At 35.7% G+C, this 24,561-nt stretch carries 27 protein-coding genes; 3 read left to right on the top strand and 24 right to left on the bottom strand.

Annotation, left to right across the window (positions count from 1 at the left end; translation table 11 throughout):
• Positions 1 to 60: 60 nt before the first annotated feature.
• From M2372_RS00710 to tpx, 24 genes are all read right to left on the bottom strand, one after another.
• Positions 61 to 2,067 carry a S9 family peptidase gene (locus M2372_RS00710; protein ID WP_123318784.1) on the bottom strand — a complete coding sequence of 669 codons (2,007 nt, stop codon included), beginning with the start codon at positions 2,065 to 2,067 and terminating at the stop codon, positions 61 to 63.
• Between the two features lie 171 nt (positions 2,068 to 2,238).
• Positions 2,239 to 2,694, bottom strand: a complete 456-nt coding sequence (locus M2372_RS00715) for a hypothetical protein (RefSeq protein ID WP_115972182.1) — start codon at positions 2,692 to 2,694, stop codon at positions 2,239 to 2,241.
• 75 nt (positions 2,695 to 2,769) lie between these two features.
• Positions 2,770 to 3,228, bottom strand: coding sequence for an SRPBCC domain-containing protein (locus tag M2372_RS00720; RefSeq protein ID WP_123318783.1), 459 nt, complete (start codon positions 3,226 to 3,228; stop codon positions 2,770 to 2,772).
• A 47-nt stretch (positions 3,229 to 3,275) separates the two neighbouring features.
• The gene (locus tag M2372_RS00725) at positions 3,276 to 3,704 is read right to left on the bottom strand and encodes an SRPBCC domain-containing protein (RefSeq protein WP_115972180.1); all 429 of its coding nucleotides are present in this window, start codon (positions 3,702 to 3,704) and stop codon (positions 3,276 to 3,278) included.
• Between the two features lie 68 nt (positions 3,705 to 3,772).
• On the bottom strand, positions 3,773 to 4,606 hold the full coding sequence (locus tag M2372_RS00730) for an SDR family oxidoreductase (RefSeq protein WP_123318782.1): 834 nt from the start codon (positions 4,604 to 4,606) through the stop codon (positions 3,773 to 3,775).
• 48 nt (positions 4,607 to 4,654) lie between these two features.
• On the bottom strand, positions 4,655 to 5,521 hold the full coding sequence (locus M2372_RS00735) for a VOC family protein (protein WP_123318781.1): 867 nt from the start codon (positions 5,519 to 5,521) through the stop codon (positions 4,655 to 4,657).
• A gap of 244 nt (positions 5,522 to 5,765) precedes the next feature.
• Positions 5,766 to 6,023: a DNA-directed RNA polymerase subunit alpha C-terminal domain-containing protein gene (locus M2372_RS00740; protein ID WP_165852265.1), complete on the bottom strand. Its 258-nt coding sequence runs from the start codon at positions 6,021 to 6,023 to the stop codon at positions 5,766 to 5,768.
• A 17-nt stretch (positions 6,024 to 6,040) separates the two neighbouring features.
• A complete protein-coding gene (locus M2372_RS00745) occupies positions 6,041 to 6,454 on the bottom strand; it encodes an SRPBCC family protein (RefSeq protein WP_123318780.1) in 414 nt (137 codons plus the stop codon).
• A gap of 74 nt (positions 6,455 to 6,528) precedes the next feature.
• Positions 6,529 to 6,960, bottom strand: a complete 432-nt coding sequence (locus tag M2372_RS00750) for a VOC family protein (protein WP_123318779.1) — start codon at positions 6,958 to 6,960, stop codon at positions 6,529 to 6,531.
• A gap of 103 nt (positions 6,961 to 7,063) precedes the next feature.
• On the bottom strand, positions 7,064 to 7,849 hold the full coding sequence (locus tag M2372_RS00755; protein ID WP_115972175.1) for an alpha/beta fold hydrolase: 786 nt from the start codon (positions 7,847 to 7,849) through the stop codon (positions 7,064 to 7,066).
• A 3-nt stretch (positions 7,850 to 7,852) separates the two neighbouring features.
• Complete coding sequence (locus M2372_RS00760) at positions 7,853 to 8,377, bottom strand: DinB family protein (protein ID WP_123318778.1); 525 nt, start codon at positions 8,375 to 8,377, stop codon at positions 7,853 to 7,855.
• A gap of 195 nt (positions 8,378 to 8,572) precedes the next feature.
• Entirely contained in the window at positions 8,573 to 9,034 is a 462-nt protein-coding gene (locus M2372_RS00765; RefSeq protein ID WP_115972173.1) for a hypothetical protein, read from the bottom strand.
• A 28-nt stretch (positions 9,035 to 9,062) separates the two neighbouring features.
• Complete coding sequence (locus tag M2372_RS00770) at positions 9,063 to 9,473, bottom strand: VOC family protein (RefSeq protein WP_123318777.1); 411 nt, start codon at positions 9,471 to 9,473, stop codon at positions 9,063 to 9,065.
• Between the two features lie 77 nt (positions 9,474 to 9,550).
• The gene (locus M2372_RS00775; RefSeq protein ID WP_123318776.1) at positions 9,551 to 10,141 is read right to left on the bottom strand and encodes a Crp/Fnr family transcriptional regulator; all 591 of its coding nucleotides are present in this window, start codon (positions 10,139 to 10,141) and stop codon (positions 9,551 to 9,553) included.
• Positions 10,142 to 10,447: 306 nt separating this feature from the next.
• Positions 10,448 to 11,659 carry a DUF763 domain-containing protein gene (locus tag M2372_RS00780; RefSeq protein ID WP_123318775.1) on the bottom strand — a complete coding sequence of 404 codons (1,212 nt, stop codon included), beginning with the start codon at positions 11,657 to 11,659 and terminating at the stop codon, positions 10,448 to 10,450.
• Between the two features lie 84 nt (positions 11,660 to 11,743).
• Positions 11,744 to 12,874 (bottom strand): NAD(P)/FAD-dependent oxidoreductase, encoded by a 1,131-nt coding sequence (locus M2372_RS00785; protein WP_123318774.1) that lies wholly within the window; start codon positions 12,872 to 12,874, stop codon positions 11,744 to 11,746.
• 49 nt (positions 12,875 to 12,923) lie between these two features.
• The gene (locus tag M2372_RS00790) at positions 12,924 to 13,757 is read right to left on the bottom strand and encodes an AraC family transcriptional regulator (protein ID WP_123318773.1); all 834 of its coding nucleotides are present in this window, start codon (positions 13,755 to 13,757) and stop codon (positions 12,924 to 12,926) included.
• Positions 13,758 to 13,788: 31 nt separating this feature from the next.
• Entirely contained in the window at positions 13,789 to 14,193 is a 405-nt protein-coding gene (locus M2372_RS00795) for a glyoxalase superfamily protein (protein ID WP_123318772.1), read from the bottom strand.
• 101 nt (positions 14,194 to 14,294) lie between these two features.
• Positions 14,295 to 14,642, bottom strand: coding sequence for a VOC family protein (locus tag M2372_RS00800; protein ID WP_123318771.1), 348 nt, complete (start codon positions 14,640 to 14,642; stop codon positions 14,295 to 14,297).
• A gap of 155 nt (positions 14,643 to 14,797) precedes the next feature.
• Positions 14,798 to 16,450 carry a serine hydrolase gene (locus M2372_RS00805; protein WP_123318770.1) on the bottom strand — a complete coding sequence of 551 codons (1,653 nt, stop codon included), beginning with the start codon at positions 16,448 to 16,450 and terminating at the stop codon, positions 14,798 to 14,800.
• 133 nt (positions 16,451 to 16,583) lie between these two features.
• Entirely contained in the window at positions 16,584 to 16,811 is a 228-nt protein-coding gene (locus tag M2372_RS00810) for a helix-turn-helix domain-containing protein (protein WP_123318769.1), read from the bottom strand.
• A 278-nt stretch (positions 16,812 to 17,089) separates the two neighbouring features.
• Positions 17,090 to 17,779 (bottom strand): alpha/beta hydrolase, encoded by a 690-nt coding sequence (locus M2372_RS00815; protein WP_123318768.1) that lies wholly within the window; start codon positions 17,777 to 17,779, stop codon positions 17,090 to 17,092.
• A gap of 68 nt (positions 17,780 to 17,847) precedes the next feature.
• On the bottom strand, positions 17,848 to 18,423 hold the full coding sequence (locus M2372_RS00820; RefSeq protein WP_228455661.1) for a Crp/Fnr family transcriptional regulator: 576 nt from the start codon (positions 18,421 to 18,423) through the stop codon (positions 17,848 to 17,850).
• Positions 18,424 to 18,496: 73 nt separating this feature from the next.
• Complete coding sequence (gene tpx, locus M2372_RS00825; protein ID WP_123318766.1) at positions 18,497 to 19,000, bottom strand: thiol peroxidase; 504 nt, start codon at positions 18,998 to 19,000, stop codon at positions 18,497 to 18,499.
• Between the two features lie 325 nt (positions 19,001 to 19,325).
• Between tpx and M2372_RS00830 the strand changes: the two genes are divergently transcribed.
• The 3 genes from M2372_RS00830 (at position 19,326) to M2372_RS00840 (ending at position 24,513) form a co-directional block, all read left to right on the top strand.
• Positions 19,326 to 21,542 (top strand): NADP-dependent isocitrate dehydrogenase, encoded by a 2,217-nt coding sequence (locus M2372_RS00830; RefSeq protein WP_123318765.1) that lies wholly within the window; start codon positions 19,326 to 19,328, stop codon positions 21,540 to 21,542.
• A gap of 121 nt (positions 21,543 to 21,663) precedes the next feature.
• Positions 21,664 to 22,158, top strand: a complete 495-nt coding sequence (locus M2372_RS00835; protein ID WP_228455660.1) for a DUF6265 family protein — start codon at positions 21,664 to 21,666, stop codon at positions 22,156 to 22,158.
• A 186-nt stretch (positions 22,159 to 22,344) separates the two neighbouring features.
• Positions 22,345 to 24,513: a TonB-dependent receptor gene (locus tag M2372_RS00840; RefSeq protein ID WP_123318764.1), complete on the top strand. Its 2,169-nt coding sequence runs from the start codon at positions 22,345 to 22,347 to the stop codon at positions 24,511 to 24,513.
• Positions 24,514 to 24,561: the final 48 nt, after the last annotated feature.

Consider the following 24,561-nt stretch of genomic DNA (forward strand, 5'->3'; position numbering starts at 1 on the left):
GACAAAAAAGAAACGGAAGACATTACATCCTCCGTTTCAAAAATTATAAAAATTGCCTGTTTATTTTTTATTGAAATTCTCAGCAAAGAATCCCAGCATTGATTTATACAGTTCGATTCTGTTAGGCTCTTTTCCAAATCCGTGTCCTTCATCATATTTTACCATGTAAGGAACTTCGAAACCTTTGGCACGCATTGCTTTTACAATCTGATCAGACTCATTGATATTTACCCTAGGGTCATTGGCTCCCTGTACCACAAATAATGGTTTCTTGATTTTATCAATCTGAAACACCGGTGATACTTCTTTAGCAATTTTAGCTTCCTCAGGATTATCCAGGTCATACCAGATCTGTTTTACCATTTCTTTATAGGGCTTCCAATATTCAGGGAAAGAAGCAAAGAAGGTAAAAATATTAGATACTCCTACATAATCTACTCCACACGCATATAGATCCGGAGTTTTAATTAAGCCCATTAAAGTAGCATATCCACCATGGCTTCCTCCATAAATTGCTATTTTATCTTTGTCTATCCAACCTTGGCTAATAGCATATTTTACTCCGTCTTCCACATCATCCATAGCTTTTCTTCCGATTTGCTTATATCCAGCTTTCTGGAACTCTTTTCCATAGCCCCCTGAAATTCTGAAGTTCACCTGAAGCGTCGCATATCCTCTGCTTGCAAACAACTGCGTTTCCGGGTTGAAGCCCCAATGATCTCTTATTCCCTGAGGACCACCATGAGGATTGACAATCAGAGGAACTTTTTTCCCATCCAATGCTGCTTTAGGCAGCGTAATATATCCACGAATGGTTAATCCGTCTCTGCTTTTGAATTCGATAGGTCTCATTTCAGCCATATCTTCTTCTTTCAGCTGTGGCATAAGATTGTAAAGAAGTTTTGTCTGCTTGGTTTTGGTATCATACTCGTAATAGGTTCCGTATAATTTATCACTTCCCACCACTACCAAAAGCTTCTCATTATTATCATCAGAGGAAACAATACCAAATTCTTTATCTTTAAACTGCGCTTTTAATTGATCATCAATTTCTTTATAAAACTTACTTACAGGAACTGTTTCTCCTTTTAGCCCTTCATAGCTGACATAATCCAGTTCGTAATTTCTGTTCTTACCCGCAACACTTATTGAGCTTACGTCATATACAAGGTTAGCATATACTTCTTTGATCACAGCATTTTTTTTCAGATCGTACAAAACAATTCTTGCTTTATCACCATCTAAATTGGTCACTACATAAGCTTCATCCTTATTTTTAGAATGATCATTAAACCTGATAATACTGAAGGTATCTGACCAGTCTGCAGATTTCAGAAGATTAAATTTTCCAGTCTGTAAATCTTTGTAATACGTTTTCGTAGTCAATCCGTTTTCAAGAACGCTGTATCCTCTTAAATTTCCGTCTTTATCAAAAATATACCCGTCAATAGGACTGTTGACATCTTTATTTTCATACAGCTGAGTCATTTCTCCTGTTACAAAATTGATTTTAAATGGCTCGAAGATCTGCTTATTGTTCTTATTCATCGTAACCACAACGAAGTCGGAATCTTTTATAGGAATAATTTCTCCTAAGGTGATTCCGTCAAATGGTGTTAAATCTTTAAGATTCGTTCCATCTACATCCGCAGCGTATAAGTGGATATTTTCATTTCCACCTCTATCCTGAGTGTAATACAGACGGCTTTTATTCAGCCAGCCATAGGCTTTTATCAGATCATCTTTTTCAACAATAGCTTTAGTAATCTTCCCCGTGTTCAGTTCTTTAACGTATACATGGTTTTTGCTGTCCTTATCTTTTTCTTTGTAAGAAAGGTATTTTCCATCAGGAGAAATTTTAAATGCTGAAGCTTTGGGCCTTGCAAAATAATCTTCTACTTTATATTTGAAGGTTCCTTTATCGTAGGATACCAGTTTTTCAAGATTAGCTTTGGTAGATGGAAGCGTAGGATCTCCCGGAAGTTTATTTGCGGAATTTTGTGCGTTAATCATAATAACAGAAAGTACAATATAAGCTGTACCGAAAATTTTGGAATTTAGATTCATAACTTACGTTTTTAAAGTTAAAAACAGAGTCGTCAATTCAATATCTCATCAATAAAAAATCAGATTCTTTACAGATAAGACAGTCAAAAAGCATAAAACGTTACAATATTTAACATTTCTTTTGAATATTTCGAAATAAAAAAGCAGTCCCGAAGACTGCCTGCATGTTCATTATAAATACATTCCGAAGTACCAGGTCCAGGCTATTAAAATAATCTGCATGGGAATTCTTTGAGTATAAAGGTATTGCATTCCCGGCCCTGTGTAATCTGCTTTAAAAATATTAATATTCTTTTGGGATGAATTGATATTGGCAATAAAAACCAATATATAAAAGATAATCAATAAAACTGCAGTTGTTTCACGAATAGCAGGGATCATCAGCCCTATTCCAGCGGCGATTTCCAAAAAGCCTGTAAAATACACCCAAAAGATTTTAGCAGGAATAAAACCGGGAATCATCATTGCCATTCCCTTCTGGAATTTAAAATGGGAAAATCCTGTAAATACAATAAAGACTGCCATCCCGAGATTTCCCGAAAATAAAAGATCCGGCTTTCCCTGAAATACCATTGTTCCCAGTAAAGCTAATATAAATGTACCGAAAAGAATTACTAATAATTTCATATTTTTCTGAATTGATAGATGAAAGTTAATACAAGAGACATCAATTACAAAGCCTACAACTTTGAATATCGAGCTCTACACTGAACTAAGATTAACTCCTTCTGCCAGACTCTTCACCACCATCAATCCTTTTGTAAAACCTGTATCCATGTGATCCCGCCATTCTTTATCTACCTGAACTTCTGTATGAAGCTTTGTCTTTCCATCAAAATCAGTCAGAAAATATTTCTCAAAGCAACCGCTCCACTCCATAACCTCTTTGCTTTGTGTATCTTCTACTCCATTTTCGGTCATTCCTAAGTGCTTAAAAACAATTTGACGGGGTTCGTCCATGCTGTCTATGGTAGAAACCATTCCATCACCTTTTTCATTAAGGAAATAGGTCTTTCCACCAACCTGCCAGTCGGATTTCATAACAGAAGATCCGGCACCAAAGTATTTTGTCCACTCACTGTATGTTTTAGGATCCCAGAGAATATCCCATACTTTTTGGAGAGGAGCATCTATTATTGTTTCGTACGATAGAGTTTCCATATTATAAATTTTTGTGGTTGATTTGAATTATTTTTATCACTACAGCTTTAAAGCTGATTTTCAGAAAGATGTTTAATAATATTAAGAGCTTTGGGGAATTTTTCTTCAAAAAATGTTTTAAACTCAGCTGGAGTTTTAATGACTGTTTTCAACAATGTTCCTTCGTCATTTTCTTCCAGGATGTAAGACTCCGTTGCATCCCCCCATTCTTTAGCAACTTCAATTCCTTCATAGATCTCCCCTAAATGCAGAAATTTTATTTCCTGATTGGGAATCATTTTTTCAACCCGACTGTACATTCCATTATGTTTGGGGTCAAGAAATTTTATGATATTATTTTCTTCCAATACTCCTTCATAAAAAGACCCTTCTGTAAAAGCAGTCGTCCATTGTCTGTAGGTAATACCTCCCCAAAGGACGCTCCACACTTTTTCTGGTTCTGCATTAATTTCTATTTCATATGATAATTGTTCCATAATTTTTTTAATGTATTAAGTGGTATAAATTTGAGGATTTGAAAGTATAAATATGATAAAATACTGAACTAGCCTCCGACAAAATCTCCACCGTTGATATGAATCACCTCACCTGTGATATAATCAGCATCTTTAGAGGCAAGGAAAACATATGCCGGAGCTACTTCTGATGGCTGACCGGCCCGTTTCAGCGGAGTATCTTTCCCAAAGGTTGAAAGGTCGTCAAAGGCTTCTTTTACGAGCGGTGTCCAAATAGGACCTGGCGCAATGCCATTAACTAAAATCTTCTTTTCTGCAAGATTATCAGCCAATGAACGGATAAAAGACAGTACAGCTCCTTTTGTTGCTGCATAATCAATCAGATGATTGCTTCCACGATAAGCTGTAACAGATGTTGTACAGATGATTCTGCCTCCTTTTCCCATCAGCGATAGAAAATTCCTAGTAAAAGAGATCATAGAAATGATATTGGTCTCAAAGGTCTTTTGAATCTGTTCGTCAGAAATTTTTTCCAAACTGTTTTTTGAAGTGTGAATACCTGCATTATTGACTAAAATATCAATATTCTTCCAAGCTTCTTTAACCTTATCAATACACTTATTTCTGAATGCTTTCCTGGTAAGATCTCCTTTGATCAAAAGGCATTTTCTGCCCTCTTTTTCTACTAATTTTTGGGTTTCTTTAGCATCATCGTCACTTTCTTTATAAACAATAGCAACATCAGCTCCTTCTCTTGCAAAATGAACAGCCACCGCCTGTCCTATTCCACTGTCTCCTCCTGAAATAACAGCTTTTTTATTCAATAGCTTTCGGCTTCCCTGATAGTCATTCCTGATAATTTCCGGGAATAGCCCATCTTTAGGGACTTTAGACTTAGATTGTGATTTGTTCTGTGTTTTCATAAGCAAACCTTTTATCTAAACAACATCAAACAACAAGCCGAAATATCTTTAAGAACTATAAGCGTCTTCTAAATCCTGAATAATAATTTTCTGCATTTTCATCATAGCCTGCACCACTTTATATGCTTTTTCCTGATCAGAATCGTTCATTAGCTGAATCAGTCTTTTAGGAACGATCTGCCAACTGAAGCCATATTTATCTTTTAGCCAACCACACATACTTTCCCTGCCTCCGTTTGCAGTAAGGGCGTTCCAATACATATCCGTTTGTTGCTGATCATCTGTCATAACCACCATTGAGATTCCTTCATTAAAATCAAACTGATGATCATAAGAATTATCCATACAGAATAATGAATATCTGTCAATTACAAAATTGGCATGCTGAACATTTTCTGGCGGTTCCGGTATAGGATGCCCTTCACTTCCCTCTCCATATTTCAGGATGTTTCCAATGCTTGAATTGGGGAAAGTTTGAGTATAAAGCTCCATTGCTTCTTTTGCTTTACCATTATTTTCATGAATAAACATCAAAGTAGGAACTATTTTCTGTTCCTGTGCTTTTTCTCCTAAAAACAGTTGCCATGTCACTCCATATTTATCCTGCACCCAACCATATTTTTTACTCCATGAATAAGAACCAAGCTCCATCAGGGCCATCCCTCCATCTACTAACTGATCCCAATATTTCTGCACCTCATCTTCTGTATCACAGATGACCATAAATGAGACCGAAGGGTTCTTTTTAAATTGAGGTCCTCCATTAAGAAGCATTAATCTTTGTCCGAACAAATCAATATTCATTACTACCGGAGTATCTGCTGTAATCTCACCATCAAAAACCTTACAGTAGAATTCTGCGGATTGTTTGGCATCTCCGTCATACCAGAGACACGGGAAAATATCGTTATTCATAAGTTTAAATTTTATAGTTGATTTTGTATTGTTTATAATTTTCAGAAAATGTTCTGGCTATATTGAAATTCCTTATTACACTTTGTTTTATTCAGAATGGCAAAGACACTTATTAATTTCATGGTAAAAAAAATCATAAGTATAAAAAACATGAAGCAAAAGAAATCTTATGTCCTTGCGTTCAAAGAAAATTACATTCATCTATCTGCAACGACACGATAAAAAATCCAGGTGTTTTTTACTTTTATGCTTCTTTAAAACACATTTGATGCTCCTTCATATGATCTCTCAGCTTCATCATCGCATTTTTTCCGAAACCATGTAACTGTAGAATTTCCTTTTCAGAATAATCTGACAGCTTTTCCAAAGAATTTATCTTTTCCTTTTTCAAGGCCTTTCTGGCGGGTACTGCAATTACTCCCAGAAGAAAATCGTCTTCCGGATCATAGCTGACCGTATAGATGGAATTCAAACTCTTTGACATGATAACTAAATTGATCATGGCTACAAAAAATATTTTTAGTGATTCTCAACATACTTATGGAAATTGTTGAGAATAGCATACCAGCCTTCTCTCTGCATTTCCACAGAATTTTGTTTCTCCGGATCGAAGATTTCAGTGACCTTTGTGGTATTCTCATCAATCATATCAAAGATCACTGCCACATTACGGCCATCTTCCATGTGATATTTTATAAGTTCATGCGGGTTTACTTCATCATACACCCCTTCAAAATCAAATGCAAAGCTTTTATCTTTTGCTTCCATTTTATTCTTAAATTTCCCTCCTACTTTCAGATCATTTTCAGAACTGGGACAATGCCAGCTTTCATGAGCAAAATTCCATTTTGTGATATGCTTGGGTTCATTGAAGTAATTCCATACTTTTTCTACCGGCGCTAAAATGGTAATGTCTATTTTAATTGGATCCATAATTTATTTTTTTAATTGAACAAAAGAGCTGCCCGAAAACGGGCACCCCTTGTTATAATTAGTTAAATATATGATTATTTCCCGTATTCTTCATTATAATTTACCATCCAATGAACACCATATTTGTCCTGAAAACTACCAAAATAATCTCCCCAAAACTGGTCTTCAATAGGCATTTCTATGTTTCCGCCTTCAGAAAGGCCTTTAAAAATTCTGTCTGCTTCGTCTCTTGAATCCGGGAAAATAGAAACATAGTTATTATTCCCTATATTTAACTTCTGTCCGAAGCTTGGAACAATGTCGGAAGCCATTAACAGATCATTCCCGATTGGAAGTGCAATATGCATTACTCTGTTCTTTTCTTCCTCAGAAAGGTTTTCAGTTCCCGGAGCATTTCCCATTTTATGAACTTCTCCTACGAATTCACCTCCAAAAACAGATTTGTAAAAACTGAAAGCTTCTTCAGCTTTTCCATCGAAATTCAGGTACGGATTTAATTTTGCCATGATTTTTAATTTTAAAATGTTATTTATTGTTTTATTTAAACGCAATGACACAAATAATTTTACAAATAGCACCAATGTCCTGGTGTGAAAAAAATGAGTGTAATTAGTGATTATGGTGATTTAAAAATATTTCTACTTCTTTGGTTGTAAAGTCGATTAAATTCTCGTTGAGGCTGCCATCAAAATCAGCCATCATATACGTTCCATGGGTTGCAGGAAGGATCATCAGCTGTGAGTTTTCTACCAGACGCCACATTGCTACGGTATGTTCCGGTTTCATTACATCTTTATCTCCACTGATGAATAAGGTTGGTGATTGTATAGAACTCACTACCTCATCACCCCAGTCTACAAAGGTTTGCATTCTCTTACTATCCTTCTCAAAAAGGTTTTCCAACTTAGAAAAGTCAGGATTCAGGTTCAGAAAGTTAATTTTGAAGGGCTCCGGCATTGAGTCAAAGGTTGCTTCATCCATCATTTCAAAAAAGCCATCCATCATTCCGTTTCTTTTATAAAATGCTGAAGCCACTACCAGTTTTTTTACGATTTTGGGATGGCGATTCCCAATCTGCATCACGGTATTCCCTCCATTACTGAATCCCCAGAATGAGGCTTTCTCAATATTAAGGGCTGCCAAAAGCCCTGCTACATCATCAGCATCCTGTTCAAATGTTTCAGGAATATCGCGGTGCTCACTTCGTCCATGATTCTGGAGATCAATACCAATAAGCTGGAATCTACTTTCCAGTCTTGTAATAACCTCTTTAAAGTCATACAGAATGGAAGAACCTCCTCCGTGAATTAAAACCAAAGGTTGACCGGATCCATAAATTTCATAATACAACTGAATTCCGTTAACCTGCTTATATCCTTTTTCTACCGGATTCATAGATTAGTATTTAATGTTTTCATCCACACCATACTTCATTCCCGGATAATCTAAAATTCTACGCATGAGACCAATCTGTCCACAGAGATAATCTTCACGCCCAATACACATTCCAGCAAAGTTGAGTTTGGTTTCTTTAACAAAAGGAATATTCATTCCGATTTCGAAAATTTCATCCAGCTCTTCGTCTGTAACTTCCAATAACTTTTGATATACTTTTGAAGAAATATCATGAAAGTTTTTCTTCAGATCAGCTAACGTTGGATATTTAAAACTTTCGTCCAAGGCCTTTCCCTGAAAGAACAAGTCATTATTAGGATCCTGTTCCTGAAGACCAAGTACTCCGCCTAAGCCGTAGCGCATATTCACAAAGTTTCCTGCCATCCAGACAATATGGTTGGTTTTGTTTTCAATTCTTTTCAAAGCATCTTCTTCCGAAATGCCATCCAAAACATTGATAAAGCCTTGGGTGTGCATTCTGTAGGCCGGAATAATGACTTCTATTTTTTTTGATTTTGGCGTGTCCATTATTTTATTTTTTGAGATTAAAGGTTGGAAAGGCGCAAGATTATTGATAAGCGTTGTGTTGTAAGGCGCAAGGATTTTGCCTGTGATAAAATTGAATGACGCAGATATTTTTCTCGCAGATTTTACAGATTACGCAGATTTTTTGGAGTAACCATGTTATTTTTTAACTTTTGTGTCAATCTTTGAGCTGGCATGCTATTTTATGCCTCCGGATTTCCCTAAGAGTCTACGAATATAGCCCAGCTGCCCCGAGTGATAGTTCTCATGAAAACAGAGCGTTCCAATATCATTAATATTTTCAGGATTAAATTTTTCGAGGGTATTTAATTTCGTTTCCAATTTTTCCTGAGATTCTTTCAGATAGGATTTTAATTCTTCAAAATCTATAAATTCATCTTTCTTTTCTAAAGCAGTAACTCCTCTTTTGTAAGCTGAAAATGGATCTCCATTCCATAGTGATTCTTCTCCCAGAATATTTAACAATCCATTTCTTACATCAATCAGGTGCCCTAATACCCAATTCATACAATTAGCTTCACCATTAGGGAAAATCATTGATTCCTCATGGGTAATTCCCTCAATATTAATAAGAATCACTTTATAGGTCACTCCTACCTGATGCTTCACCAATTCTATTTCATTTGATTTTGTTTCCATTTCTCATATGATATTTTGGATTAATAGACTATTCGGAAGGGATTTGAGAGGCATCTGCATACATTACTTCCCATTGATGTCCATTTAAATCAGCAAAAGCATTTTGATACATCCATCCATGATCCATAGGCTCGCTGTATTTGGAACCTCCATTTTCAAGAGCAGCTTTTACCATCTGATCTACTTCCTCTCTGCTTTCTACACCAATAGCAAGAAGCACCTGGGTGGTATCTCCTTTGGCAAAAGGTCTGTTGGTAAAGGTTTGAAAAAAATCTTCTTTCAGAAACATGGTGTAAATATGATCTTCTTTCATCACTACACACACTGCTTTATCATCTGAAAACTGTTCGTTAATAGAAAACCCAAGCGTTGTCCAGAATGCTCTGGTTTTCTGTACGTCTTTTACGGGTAAATTGACATAGATCTGATTGATTTTCATTTTGTATAATTTTGGTGTTAAACTTTTAACCAAAATTACCAAGGTGTTATGAAAATCTACTTGTCATAGGGCAAGATTTAAATTTTCTTAGGATGAGAGACCAATTCTTTGCGAATTCTGCTCAGGGAAGTGTCTGTTACTCCAAGGTAAGACGCAATCTGTTTTAATGGAGCAAATTGAATGACTTTAGATTTCTGTTCCAACAGATTCAGATATCTTCTGGTAGCTGAGAGAGTGAACATTTCCACGGATCTTTGTTTGTAATCAAAAAGCTCTTTAGACATCCATGCTCTTCCCCATTCTCTAAGGTTGGGAATTTTGTGAAATAGTTCCTCAAAAGTCTCATAATCCAGCTTCCAGCATTCACAATCTGTGATACATACAATATTTTCCTGTGTGGGTATTCTTTGAAACATGGATAAAACTTCAATAATCACCTCATTTTCAACAAAAAAGTGGGTTGTGACTTCATTTCCGTTAAAATCATTTACAAATGAACGGGCCAGCCCTTTATCCAGAATATAATACTCATTGGCCATTTTGCCTTCCTCAAGAATAAAATCACCTTTTTGGAAGGATGTTTTTTCGTGAGCCTGAAATATTTCATCAAGTTCTTCCTGAAGAAAAAACGGAAAATCGTAGCATACTTCTAAGGATTTATAGGTCATCAGGTCATTTTTTTAAGTCTTTAAAATTAAAATTTTTAATTGAATTAAGGGTAATTATTATTAAACAAAATATTTTTTAAATAACATACCATATTGAATTTAAAATGATTTGATAAACATAAATAATTAAACAAATGTTTTAAATATTTATGAAAAGGAAATGATTGGGAGAGAGAACCACCCCGTCAAATCACAGATCTGACACCCCTCCACTGGAGGGAAATGGTTATACCAATATTCGTTGTTATGGTGAAAGAAGGTTAGATTTTGGATAGAAACTAATAGATAGCTCTCTAAATTTTCGTATTAAAATAAAGAAAGCTGAATCGGTTTAGGAGGATTAGGCTTTTGGGCATCACCCATCACTGTTTTTCCACCAAAGCGCCATGAGTTCTGGCGTTCCTCTTCAATAACTTCCTGAATATCAAAATCCGGAGTGAAATCTTTTTCAGCTTTGGTTACTATCTGATGAAGCTTATTTAAAGTATTCAGCTTATCTGAATTACCCAATTTTGACTTTTCGATTCCTTTTCTGAGAATACTGATGCTTTCATCATATACATTAACCGGAACCGGGAATGGATGCCCATCTTTTCCTCCATGAGCAAAGGAAAACCTTGCAGGATCTATAAATCTTGACGGAGCTCCATGAATGACTTCACTCACAAGAGCCAGAGACTGCATGGTTCTTGGCCCTACTCCTTCCAACATCAGTAAATCTTCAAAATTCTGTGGCTGCTGTTCACGGGTAACATACAGAAGAGCACCCAAACGCTTGAGATCTACGTCTGAAGCCTGAACATCATGATGAGCAGGAAGAATCAATCTTGAAAAATCTTTCATGACATCTATAGAATCCGTGTGAGAAATATCAAGAATTCCCTTCCGGTTTTCTGCTGCCCCGGAATCGGTCAGGTTTAATATACTGCCTCTTGAAATTCCATTGATTCCAGTGTGAGGTTCTTCAACAAATGAGGTTATATTTTCAGAATGCCAATGATAACGTCTTGCCGTTCCGTCAGAATCGTGCATTCCCTGCTGAATGACGCTCCAGTTTCCATTGTCGGACAGGATAAAATTATGCAGATACAACTGATATCCATCCTGAATCGCTGTATTATCAACCTTAGCTGATAATTTACTGGCTCTTACCAGTTCGGTTCCGTTTAAGCCTGTTTTTTCTGCAATCTGAATGAGTTCTGATGGCGTTTCTCTTGAAAATTTTCCTTTTCCGCCACAGATATAAAGACCCAATGATTGGGAATTGGGATTAATGGAACGTTTTAAAGCTCCCATTACCGAAGTGGTTATTCCTGAAGAATGCCAGTCCATACCCATAACAGCACCAAAGCTTTGAAACCAAAACGGATCAGCTAATCTGCGAAGCACCTCATCTTTACCATAATCTTCAAGAATAGCTTCTACAATGGAAAGCCCAAGAACAGACATCCGTTCATACAGCCATGGCGGTACTTTGCCATAGTGAAGGGGTAAATCTGCGGTTCCTGAACGTTTCATCTATATTTTGAAAACGTAAAGGTAGTATTATTAATCTTAAATTTTAATGATTTGAATCAGTAATCAAACCGTTAAAACGATCAGCTATCTGATGAATTTTGTAAATGAAAAGCCTGGATCACACATCTCTATTTCATTTTTATCAGACTGTATTTGCGCTTCTTTAGCATAGATGAACATTTTTTGCTCATAATCTGCAATAGCATCTTCTATGGTTTCAAATGTTCCCCCGGTTAAATTATCGGATAAGATTACTGCATCCATCAATCCTGTATTAACTCCCTGTCCTGCAAAAGGCGGCATTACATGAGCTGCATCTCCGATAAGTGTTACTGGTAAAATACGGTCTTTCTTCCAGGGTTTGTCTAATGGAATTATTCTTGTTGGCAGTCCGACAAAAAAGGAAGTTGAGCGAAACAGTTGTTGATAACAATTATCCCACTTCGAAAATCTCTCTAAAAGAAACTGAACCACCTGATCTTTATTTTGAAAATCAGGAATATTGCCGGAGGTCCATTCATCTGGCTTTTTGAATATCACCCCATAAGTAAGTGCTCCATTATTATACGGATTTGCCACTAATAAATTCCCCTGATAAGCCACCATAGGTCTTTTTCCATCACACCATTGATAAAATTCCGGACAGTTTATTTCAGGCTGGGGAATATCTCCCTGGATAATAAAGGTTCCGGTCTCTTCTATCTGGGTTTCTGTTACGTATTTTCTTACTTTCGACATTCCACCATTCGCTCCGATGACCAGATCCGCAATACTGTCCGGTTGATTCTCAAAATGCAACAACCATTGCCCTTTATATTCTTCCATACCTGTGAAATTTCTGTCCCAGACTACAGTATTGACTGCCAGCTCATCCAATAATATTTCTCTTAAATGGTTTCTATTGATTTCAGGATTGTCATATTGATTCTCAGGAGTAATGTTTTTGGTGAATAACACATTACCATGTTCATCGGCAATGTTTATTCCCATAGGACGTGCCATAGCATAATACCTTTCAAGCAACCCTACCTTGGCCATTGCTTTCTGTCCAGAGGCCTGATGGAGATCCAGTGTACCTCCCCAAACTCTCGTCTCGGCATTTCTATCTCTTTCGTAAACGGTTACATCTGCTCCTTTCTGCTGGAGTAAAACAGCCATTGTTAATCCAACAGGTCCGGCTCCGATGATTGCTATTTTTTTATCTCTTAGTATCATAATTTTGTAGTGTCTTGATTGCTCTACAAAATTCACTAATATCTATTGGCTATGCTTGTATAAATGCGACAAAATCACTTTTCAGTATTTTCTTTCTTTTTCTTACTTCCCTGGCGAATACTGCTGGCGTTATTCCCGTATACCGCTTAAACTCTCTACTTAAATGAGATTGATCAGTATAACCCAATTCCCGAGCCAGTCCTGCAATATTAGAGTCCGGATAAAGCCAAAGGTGATTTCTTACCTGTTCAAAACGCATAAGCCCTGATACATCTTTAACCGTATGTCCTGAAGACTGTTTAAACTTTCTTTCCAATGTCCGAACTGTTGTATGAGCGGAAGCAGCAATTTGATTCACAGGAATACTTCCATTTGCTTTTTTCAGAGCCTCTCCTGCCTTAAATAACATACTGTCTACAGGTACATGCGACCGTATTTCCATAAAACATTCTTTTACCATCATTATTGCATCGTCTATTCTACCTGCTGCAATATGTTCTTTTAAAATATTATGAAGCCCGGCAACAGGATGTTCAAACAGATGAACCCCATTTTCACTTTTACCTGGCACCAGCCCCAACAGATCAAAAACAACCCAGGGATAACATCTGATTCCAATAATCTCCAGACGATGCTCCCCATGAAAAACAGCAGGTTGATTGAGAAGTCCCATCATGAATGGAGATGGCAATTCTTCTATATTTCCATGATGAGAAATACTACATCCACCTCCAAAATGGAAAATAATTTCCGCATAACCATCAGGAAGCACTTCAAAACTTGATAATGATTCTTCGCAATCCCGTCTGTTATACCAAAAGCACTTTATACTGTCCCGAAGTTCTTCAGGCGGTTCAAATTCCTGATGTATTGCTGATAACATAATATGAATACATTATATTAATCGAATGAGATTATTCAATCACATCAAACTTTAAAGTCCCATGTTTTGCTTCATCAAACTTTTCATTGAAAATAATTTTATTTCCAAAAGGGTCATTTACAGTGAAGGAAATGGCATCATAGAACGTTTTTTCAAGTCCGGGGCGATTGTATTTGTAATTCTTGTCAATGAGTTCCTTATGGTAATCTGCAACACCTTCTCCCCAAATAAAAACACTGCTTCCAGGACTTGCGTCTCCATGGTGTTCCGTCAGATGAAAAATCATATTCCCTTTTTTAACTTCTATATAAGCGGGCATATTTTCTTCAAAACGGTGCTCCCAGGCAATTTCAAAGCCTAGCCAATCCTTATAAAATTCAAGGGCTTTCTGATAATCAAAAATTCTGAGTACAGGAATAATATGTTCTGCTTTCATAATTATTAAGGGCTATATATTATTTAGGTTTTGGCTAAAGCCAGATGATTATATTTTTTTTCATGAAAACGGACTAAAGTCCGTTCTTATTGAATATACATTTACTGATGGGAAAGAATATTAATCACTTTCCCAAATGGATCTTTTACAAAGAATCTTCGGACACCCCAATCTTCATTCGTAATATCATAAACAATCTTAAAACCTGATTTCTTCATTTTATCATAAACTTCATCTACATTATCAACTTCTATAGACAAATCCGGAACTTCAGTTTCATTACCGCCCTGTTCTGCAAAACTGATCTGAACCTTTGCATCTTCATCAGTTCCAAGGGTTTTGATCCAGCCATGATCCATTAATAATTCAAGTTCTAAAATATCCTGATAAAAGAGGTTTCCTTTTGAAAGGTCCTCGGTTTTTATATTGGCTACAATTCTTTTTACCATTTTATAATAATTTATATCATTAAAAAGCCTTGTGAAATTACACAAAATTTCACAAGGCTTGATCAATATTTATATATGAAGTGGTCTTGACTTTTGAAATATCATATTTAATAAATGAATGAATCTATGTAGTAGGCTGGATTTTTAGTTTAAGATTATTTTATTTTTTTAAATTCAATATTTAAAATATTTGCCCCGGACAATATAAATTTGGTGATCTCATTATTTTCACCATAATTGAAATCAAGTTGCCCAAAATATTCTTTTGTTGAATAAAAACTTGTAGAGTCTAATGGATATAACTCAATATCACCGTTCATAGGATGTCTGGCTACCAGTTTATTATTCTCAATGAGGAGTTGATAGGTGGTATCAAATTCTTCGTTTCTATAAAATCCGACCAATTTATTCAACCTTATTCTATCTACTTTAGGGGGATTCAGGATTATTTTTTTTGCAAAATATGTAAAATCAGCGATTCTGAAGTTAATCAATCCATCATGGAAAGTAAACCTTGCAATAGGGAGAGAGGTAATCTTAAATTTATTATCACCTATTACTTCTAAAAGCTCCTTCCCTTTCTTATTATATGTACCCACATAAAGATCTTTTCCTACCGCTGATACTTCAAGATAATTTCCAGGATTAAATTCATAGACTCCTTCAAATTGCTTGAGCTCAGATGAAGTATATACTGTTTTTTGGGGTTTAACAGGAAGGATCTGCTGATCCGCAAGAAAGAAATCAACAAGTTGGTAAGCGATCAATAAGCCTTGAAAATCTTGTTGATTGATTAGCGTAACAACAGAAAAATTTTTAGAAGGAACATGTAGAATATAAGTACGATAACCAACGGTACCCCCACCATGAAATACAATATCCAAGCCTTTATATTTTTCAGTTTGCAACCCCAAGCCATATTCTATGCTTCTGCCTGAACTTAGCACAGTATTCTTTTGCATCTTATTATAAAGCTCATGGCTTCCCTGTATTGGATTTTGGAAATTGCAGGCCCATTTGCACAGATCATCCAACGTAGTATATATATTGGATGAACCAACCACCATTTGCCCGATAGGAAACTTTAAAAAATGGTTATCTTTTTGTTGATAGGATTCTGCTTTATTTGGAATAATTTTATCCGGATTGTCTATTGCCATAGTATTTTTCATTTGCAAAGGGTCAAAAATGTATTCCTTTACTATTTGACTGAAATCTTTTTTATAAATTCTATGAAGAATTTCTGCGAGCAATGTAAAGCCTGTATTATTATACTGATATTGCTCTCCGGGTGGAAAGTTTATACTTTTAATTCCTAGAAGGGTATGTACTCCTTCATTATTGGTCACTTTAAATTCATCTCCAAAACCCTGTAATTTTTTAATTTCAGTAAAATTGGGTAATCCATGGGTATGATTTGCCAACTGCCGAACGGTGATTTTATAGGGTAAATGACTTAGTTCCGGCAGATAAATTCTAATATCATCCTCTAATGATAACTTTCCCTCTTGCTCTGCTAAAAGAGTCATAAATCCTGTAAACTGCTTAGAAACCGATGCTATATTAAAAGCCGTAGAATCTGTTATTGGCGTTTTATCCTCGAGATTAGCTAACCCATGGGTTTTCTTATAGATTACTTTTCCGTCTTTTATGATGGCAACAGCCATGCCTGGAGCATTTTCCTGTTTATAAACATTCAATAATGAATCTGTTCTCCTGATTGGTTTTTTTTGATTGAATTGACCGGAACATACCTCAAAACTCAATACGAAAAAAAGGAATAATGCCCATTTGATTTGTAGCTTCATTTGTTTTAATTTTTAAATGATGAAACAAATCTGGAACTTTGTACTTGCATAAACGTCCGAGTTTCAAAAATCGGACTGATTTTGAATAATAAAAACAGTTCGACTTTAAATCGGACACCGCCTAATCGACTGATTAGGTGTAATATATTAACATTACATTGGTTTCCTTTTTAAATGTAGTATAACATGAAGATTTTGAGTTGAAGCCCACTTTGTACACTACTTCTAGTACTGTTAATTGAGCCTGCTCCTTTAGAGGAGTTTTAGCATTATTAATTCTAAACTCATTAATAAAGTCGAAAAAATGTTTTCCAGTGTATTGATTGTCAAGAGGATGATTACTGGAATAATTTTCTAAAATTCCTTAACACAATAAATACAACAATGATGTAATAGTAAAGCGTCGTGTGTAACAGACGCTGGCCGACTTCCCTGTAAGAATATATCTTTATTGGTGAGAAAGTATATTAATCAGTTTACCGAAAGAATCTTTTACAAAAAAATTGACTTTTGAGAGATCATCGGTTTTTATATTGGCTACGATTCTCTTTACCATTTTGATCTTTATTAATAAAAAAGCCCCATGAAAATACTTAAATTTTCCCAGAGCTTTATCAATCTTGATTGTTAATTTATATTTTAAAGTGATGAAGCAGCTTCTAAAATCAATTGTGTAACTTCATCAGGATGAGAAGCTAAAGAAGCATGCCCTGCCTCCAATGTAATTATTTTTTTAGGCTGAAGACGCTCTGCCATTTCTTTTTCTGTTTCAGCCGGAATCATACGGTCGTTGGATGAAATCTGGTACCAGCTTGGTTTTGTTTTCCATGCCGGTTCTCCTGCAACATCTCCAAAACACTGCCCATGGATAGCTTTTTGAGACAATGACATTACCAATGCTTTTTCATCATCCAGATCCTGACAGAATGCAGATTGAAATTCATCATATTTAATCCATAAAAAGCCTTTATTATCTGGATAAATGCTCGCTCCGCCCGGAGATTCTCTTCTTCCTAAAAGAGACCCCAAACTATCGCCGGCATCCGGTGCAAAGGCCGCAATATAGACCAATCCAACCACTTTATCATGGTTTCCAGCTCCTGAAATTACAGCTCCACCATAAGAGTGTCCTACTAAAAGAACTTTCCCTTCCTGAGCATCAATAAGATCTTTTGTTTTGTCAATATCGTTCTGTAATGAAGTAAGAGGGTTCTGAACACTTCTCACTTTATATCCTGCTTTTACCAGAGAAGGAATAATGTATTGCCAGTGAGATCCGTCTCCCCAAGCTCCGTGTACCAAAATAATGGTTAAATCTTTTTGTTCCATAATGATAAGTATTAAAATTTGATAATGGTAAATCTATCAACTAAAATATCATCAGACGTTAACTTAAGTTAATTTACGATCCTGCTCCGGATTCTACTCAATGACTGCTCTGTCACTCCCAGATAACTGGCAATGTGTTTCTGTGCTATTTTCTGAAAAAGAAGAGGTTGTTTTTTTAAAAGGTTCAAATACCTGTTTTCCGGGGAAAGGCATAACAAGTCATCAATTCTTTTTTTGGCATCCAGATAAATTTTCTCACTCATTACCCTTCCAAATTTCTGCCAATACGCTTCTTTCTGATAGAGTGCCTGCAGATGTTCTTTACTTAATAATAAGATCTCACAATTTTCCAGTGCCTGAATATTCATATTGGATACGGTATCACAAAGTATGCTTTCGTAATCGGTAAAAAATTCATTTTCAAAATAGAATCCAAAGTTGATCTCCCTCCCTTGATCATTAATATAAAAGCATCTGATTGTCCCTTTTTTGATAAACCCCAGATACCTGCATTTGTCACCCTGCTTCAAAAAGAAATCTGATTTTAAAAGCTGCGTATCATTAAGAAGGGCATAAAATTCCTCAAAATGCGCCTCATCTACCTGAAAGAGTTCACCATATTTTTCATAAAGTTTTGTCATCATATATTGTGTATTTTGGATTAAAAAAAGCCTTGCAAATCAATTTCACAAGGCTTTTTTACAAAAATTATTTCTACTAATTGTTTAATGCTGCAAGGGCTGCATCGTAATTAGGCTCGTCAGCAATTTCTGAAACCTGCTCAGTGTAAATCACTTTATTGTTTTCATCTGTAACAATTACAGCACGGCTTAACAGGCCTTTCAATGGAGAATCTGTAATGGTTACTTCATAATCGTCTCCAAAGCTGCTTCTGAAATCTGAAAGGGTTTCAACATTATTCAATCCTTCTGCTGCACAGAATCTTCCTAATGCAAAAGGAAGGTCTTTAGAAACGTTGATCACAACAGTGTTTTCAAGTTTTGAAGCTTCTTCATTAAATTTTCTGCTTGAAGCAGCACAAGTAGGAGTATCAATACTTGGGAAAATATTAAATACTTTTTTCTTTCCTTCAAAAGTTTCAAGAGTTTTTACATTTAACCCGGAATCAACCAGTGCAAAATCTTTAACTGATGTTCCTACTGATGGTAATGTTCCTATTGTGTGTACTTCGTTTCCTTTTAAAGTGATTGTCGTTGACATAATATTTATTTTTTTAGTTTTTCAAATTTAATCAAAAAAGAATTTTTCTTTGTGCAATCTAAGGTTAAATTAATCTTAAAGTGAAAATAAAAATATTTTAGTCTGTCCATCAGTTTTTTAAGCAATTTCCAACCTGACATGAACTCCAAAAAACTTTAAAATTGAGTTTAATGTCAATTTTAACGAACTTGAGAATATACAATTGTTCAGATATAAAAAATGAAAAGAAGCTTTTTGCTTCTTTTTTTATTTAAAATCCCCTAAAAAAACAATCATATTTAGTAAATTTGTGGGACTTTAATTTCAAATAATAAATAACAGTATAATGTCAGAAAAATCAAAAATTTACTACACCTTAACGGATGAAGCACCAATGCTGGCTACTCACTCGTTTTTACCTATTGTAAAAGCTTTCACTAAATCAGCAAATATAGAGATTGCTGTTCCGGATATTTCCCTGGCAGGCAGAATCTTAGCTAACTTTCCTGAATTTTTAAAGGATGACCAGAAAATTGGTGATGCTTTGGCGGAATTAGGAGAATTAGCTACTCAACCGGATGCAAACATTATCAAATTACCTAATATTTCTGCTTCTGTTCCTCAATTAGACTCAGCTATTGCTGAATTACAAGGAAAAGGTTTCGCAGTACCAAACTATCCTGCAGAGCCTAAAAATGATGATGAAAAAGCAATTAAGGCTAAATATGCAAAGGTTTTAGGAAGTGCTGTAAACCCTGTATTAAGAGAAGGAAACTCTGACAGACGTGCTCCAAAAGCTGTTAAAAACTATGCAAAAGCTAATCCTCACAGAATGGGTGACTGGGCTTCTGACAGCAAAACTGACGTAGCTCACATGAACAATGGTGATTTCTACGGAACAGAAAATTCTACAACCTTAGAAAACGCTACAAAATATAGAATCGTATTCAAAGGAAATGAAGGGGAAACAGTATTGAAAGACTTCGCAGGTCTTCAGGCTGGTGAAGTGATTGATTCTTCTGTAATGAACGTTAATGCTTTGAAAGTGTTCGTGCAGGAAGCTATTGAAGAGGCTAAGAAAAGAAATGTACTTCTTTCGGCTCACCTTAAGGCTACGATGATGAAAATCTCTGACCCTATTATTTTCGGGGCTATCGTAGAAACTTTCTTCAAAGAGGTATTCTCTAAATATGCTGAGACTTTCAAGTCTTTAGATATTAACCCAAATAACGGTCTTGCTGATCTTTTTGAAAAAATCAAAGGAAATGCTCAGGAAGCTGATATCAGAGCTGACATTGAAAAAGCTTTGGCTGAAGGACCAAGAGTGGCAATGGTAAATTCTGATAAAGGAATTACGAACTTCCACGTACCTTCTGATATTATTGTTGATGCATCTATGGCTGCTCTTGTAAGAGGCGGAGGTAAAATGTGGAACAAAGAAGGAAACGAAGAAGATACTGTTTGTATCATTCCGGACCGTTCTTATGCAGGTTTTTATCAGTCTGTAATTGATGATATGAAAGCGCATGGAAAATTAGACCCTACAACGATGGGATCTGTTCCAAATGTTGGTTTAATGGCTCAGAAAGCTGAAGAATATGGTTCTCACGATAAAACTTTCCAATTGTCTGCTGACGGAACTGTAGAAGTTCAGGATGAGGCTGGAAATGTTCTTCTTTCTCAGAAGGTAGAAAATGGTGATATCTTCAGAATGTGCCAGACTAAAGATGCTCCTATCCAGGATTGGGTAAAACTAGCTGTAAACAGAGCAAGACTTTCCGATACTCCAGCTATTTTCTGGTTAGACAAAGGAAGAGCTCACGACAGAGAAATCATCAAAAAAGTAGAAAAATATCTTGCTGATCACGATACAACAGGGCTTGACATCAGAATTCTTGATGTAAAAGATGCCATGACTGAAACGCTTAAGAGAGCTAGAGAAGGAAAAGATACTATTTCTGTTTCAGGAAACGTATTAAGAGATTACTTAACTGACCTTTTCCCAATTCTTGAACTGGGTACTTCTGCAAAAATGCTTTCTATTGTTCCATTAATGAATGGTGGTGGTTTATTTGAAACAGGTGCCGGCGGTTCTGCTCCAAAACACATTGAGCAGTTCCTTGAAGAAGGATACTTAAGATGGGATTCTCTAGGTGAATTCTTAGCACTACAAGCTTCTTTAGAGCATTTAGCACAAACTCAGGGGAATACAAAATCTCAGGTGTTGGCAGATGCATTGGATGAAGCTAACGCTAAATTCTTAGCTACAGATAAGTCTCCTGCAAGAAAAGTAGGTCAGATTGACAACAGAGGTTCTCACTTCTATTTAGCAATGTATTGGGCTGAAGCTTTAGCTAACCAAACTGCAGATGCTGAATTGGCGGCAAAGTTTGCTCCAATTGCTGATGCAATGAAAGAAAATGAAGAAGTAATTAATGCTGAATTAATCGGTGCTCAAGGTAAGCCTCAAAACATTGACGGTTATTACAAAACGGATACGTATAAAACTTACGCAGCCATGAGACCAAGCACTGTTTTAAATGAAATTATTGACGCAATCTAATTTTTAAAGATTCAGTTAATCATACAAAAACCTCGCAAATTGCGAGGTTTTTGATTTCAGCAGTATATCTCCTTCTTTTTTGTGATTTTTCCTATATTTACTAAAATCAAACTTAATTATTATGAAAAACTCACTTCTTCTTTTATTAACTGCCCTATTCCTTGTATCCTGTAAACAAAATACAAATAAGAACCAAGGTGGAATAACAGAAACCACCCCAGAAAAAGAAAATACTGTCAATTTTGATTGGTTAACCGGAAAGTGGAAAAGATCAAACGAAAAAGCCGGAAAAGAAACTTTTGAAAACTGGAACAAAATAAGTCCGACAGAATATTTGGGAATTGGATTTACCCTACAAAAAGGAGACACCATCAGCAAGGAAAACATGAAGCTTGTTAATACCAGTGGACAATGGAGTCTATTGGTTAAAACCCCGAAAGAAAAACAGTTCATTAAATTCAAAGTAACTGAATTAAAAAATAATGAATTTGTATGCGTCAATGATTCTTTGGATTTTCCAAAACGAATTCAATATTCATCAGAAGGTAAAAAATTAAAAGCTATGATTTCTAATGAAAAAATGAAGATTCCTTTTGAATTTGAAAAAGCTGAATAACATTAATAAAAGCTCCTTTTAAGGGGCTTTTTTGTTGAATAAAACGTCAGCTAACAGGTTATTTAAATACAATTCATCAATACACAGATCACATTATCAATATCCCATATAAATATTAAAAATAAAACAATATTCATTTCGATTTCCCTGTTTTTTCAATATGTTTGTAAAAAACATACTGTCTTAATGAAAAAAATCTACATCCTTATCCTTTCTCTATCAACCATCGCTTTTACCAATGCTCAGGAAAATGAAAATCATATTGATGAAGTGAACATCCATGCAAGATCAAAAGTTATTAAAGAGCGGGAAGAGTTTAAAAAACACGCACAATCCACAGAAATTGTTTCCGAGTATGAAATCAACCGTAATAATCCTGCCTTTATAGAACAAAGCCTTAATACCATGGCTGGTGTTCAGGTAGAAAAAAGAACACAGCTGGGCGGTCAGAGAATTATTGTACGAGGCTATGGCAATGATCAAAAATTCAATAACTGGGGCATCAAAATGTACCTCAATAATATTCCGCTTACCGGTGCCGATGGTGTTACCGTTCTGGATGATGTCAATTTCGGACTAGTGAACCGTATAGAAGTAATAAAAGGCCCAGCGGCAACCTTATATGGCGGAGGTTCCGGAGGAGCAGTAAGATTGTATATACTGCCGGAAAGCAAAAAAGGAAATTCTGTTTCGGAACAGTTTATGACCGGTTCTTTCGGATTATTTCAAAGTTCCACTTCTGCTACAAGCGTGGGAGATAATCATTCCATTACAGCCAATTATGGGCATATAGGAAGTGATGGCTATCGTCCTCATGGGAAAAGCATTAAAAATTTTTATAATATTAATGGTGAGTTCAAGCTTAATGCCAATCAGAAAATAACGATGTTGGCTTCTCATGGCAATTCACTGGAGCAGGTTTCCGGCCAGATTTCCTACGACGACTATTATAATGGAATTGATAACGGGAATTTTGCCTACATCAGACGTGGTGCAAAAACAAAATTCGTTACTTCAAGGGTGGGAATCGGTCATATATGGAAGATTACACCTAATTTCAAGAATAATACAACCGTTTTCTATACCGGTACAACAGGTGAAAGAATTGCTGCCGGAGCGAATGAGACGTCCTCATTTTCTAATTATGGATTAAGATCCGTATTTGAATTGAATAAAGATTGGGAACATTTTAAAAGCCAGACAGAATTTGGAATTGAAGTTCAGCAATCTCAGTCTACTATTACCAATTATCGTTATAAAAGTGTGAAAATTACAGAAGAGCCTGTATTGAGGCCTCTTTACGATGGTTCATACTTTAACAATACAAACAATCAGTCCAACTATTTTGCCGTTGAAAAAATCACTTATAAGCCTTGGGATTTAATGTTTCTTGCAGGAGTCAGTATCAACCAGCTCAGTTATAAAAGGAAGGATCTCTTAGCATTTCCGGGCTTGTTTATTGTTAATGGTAAAGATCTTTACAATAAAGATTTGTCGTTTGATAAAAAATTCAATGCAGTGGCAAGTCCTCATTTTGCTTTACAGAAAACATGGAACAACCAGATTTTCAATCTTAGTTATAGCGAAGGCTACAACGCTCCTACTTCTGTTACAGCTTTTATCACCGGTCTGAATGTGACGAACGATAATCTTGTTGCAGAAAAAGCCAGAATGTGGGATTTCAGTATCCAGGGATTGATAGATGATACTTCCATAGATTATCAATTCTCATTATTCAGCATCAATATTAAAGATAAGCTTACTCAGCTAGGCGGAAGAATGCCTAATACAGAACAAACTCCTTATACCTACTGGGCGAATACCGGGGAGCAAAAAAACAAAGGACTGGAAATGAGCATAGGCTACTCTTATCAACCTAAAAACCTGTTTATTTCCAGAATTCAGCCTTTTGTAAGCTATACCTATAATGACTTTAAATATTCTACTTATTTTAAAGAAAATGGCGATAAAGCCAATGTAGTGGGGATTCCTAAAACCAAAGTATCGGTAGGACTGGATTTCGATACTAAAATCGGATTGTACTGGCAGAATACCTATAATTATATGGGAAGTGTTTATACTGATTTCGCCAATACTAATAAGGTGAAAAGTTTTGGGCTTTTAAATTCCAAAATTGGGTATAAACACAGCTTCAACCATTGGGATCTAGATGTATTTGTGGCAGGGAATAATCTTACCAGCCAGATCAATTATACTTTCCTTTTTTACGGAAACAGTATTAATGATTCTGATAAGGATAACCAATATAATAATGCAGCCATTTATACGGATGTGAATCCGGGGTCGAATAAAGCTTATTTCTTTACAGGATTTAATCTGAAGTATAATTTTTAGATTCTTGGATAAGCTGTTTTAACACCTACTTCCTCTGTCTCTTTTTAT

The sequence above is a fragment of the Chryseobacterium sp. BIGb0232 genome, assembly GCF_024810195.1.
GTDB classification, from domain to species: Bacteria; Bacteroidota; Bacteroidia; order Flavobacteriales; family Weeksellaceae; genus Chryseobacterium; species Chryseobacterium pennae.